This is a genomic window from Mesorhizobium sp. WSM4822, from assembly GCF_055811155.1.
In genome coordinates this window covers 1-550 of record NZ_JBVVQM010000082.1, presented here as the reverse complement: position 1 = coordinate 550, position 550 = coordinate 1, and the positions used below count along the sequence as shown (strand labels likewise).

General features: G+C 58.2%; 1 pseudogene. It reads left to right on the top strand.

Features of this window, described 5'->3' with window-relative positions:
- Positions 1 to 29 precede the first annotated feature (29 nt).
- Positions 30 to 550: pseudogene (locus tag AC0L3E_RS34620) on the top strand (Ulp1 family isopeptidase); the annotation flags it as partial.

Here is a 550-nt window from a genome sequence, read left to right as displayed (position 1 = left end):
AGGCCCGGCAAGCGGGCTTTGAGCCGCACGTGGCCGAGCCGCGCCGAGCCGATCCTGTCGCGAGTGGCGCCCGTGCCACCGGCTATCCCCATTTGTCCTACGAACACCGGGACGTTATTGATAAAGCGATCGCCCACGCTGCGGCTCAGCAAAAATATAGCGAGAGCACGGTCCTAAAATACAGGTATGCCCTTCGCCGATTGGCAAATGATCTCGGCGCTCGTGGCCAAGCGATTGACCTGAAAAATCACCAATCCCTGGTCGATCACCTCGATGCTTTCTTTCCGAAAAACGATGATATGAAGAGGGCCTTGAACGTCCTGCGTGCCTATCATGAGCCGGGCTATTCAGCGGCTGTTGGTGCCCCGGCTAACCGCTATCCCCATCTGTCCGACGAACACCGGGACGTGATTGACAAGGCGATCGCCCACGCTGCGGCTCAGCAACACCATAGCGCGCCGACGCTCCGAAATTACACGTCTGCACTTCGCCGATTGGCGAATGATCTCGGCGCTCGTGGCCAAGCGACTGATCTAAGAAATCACCAATC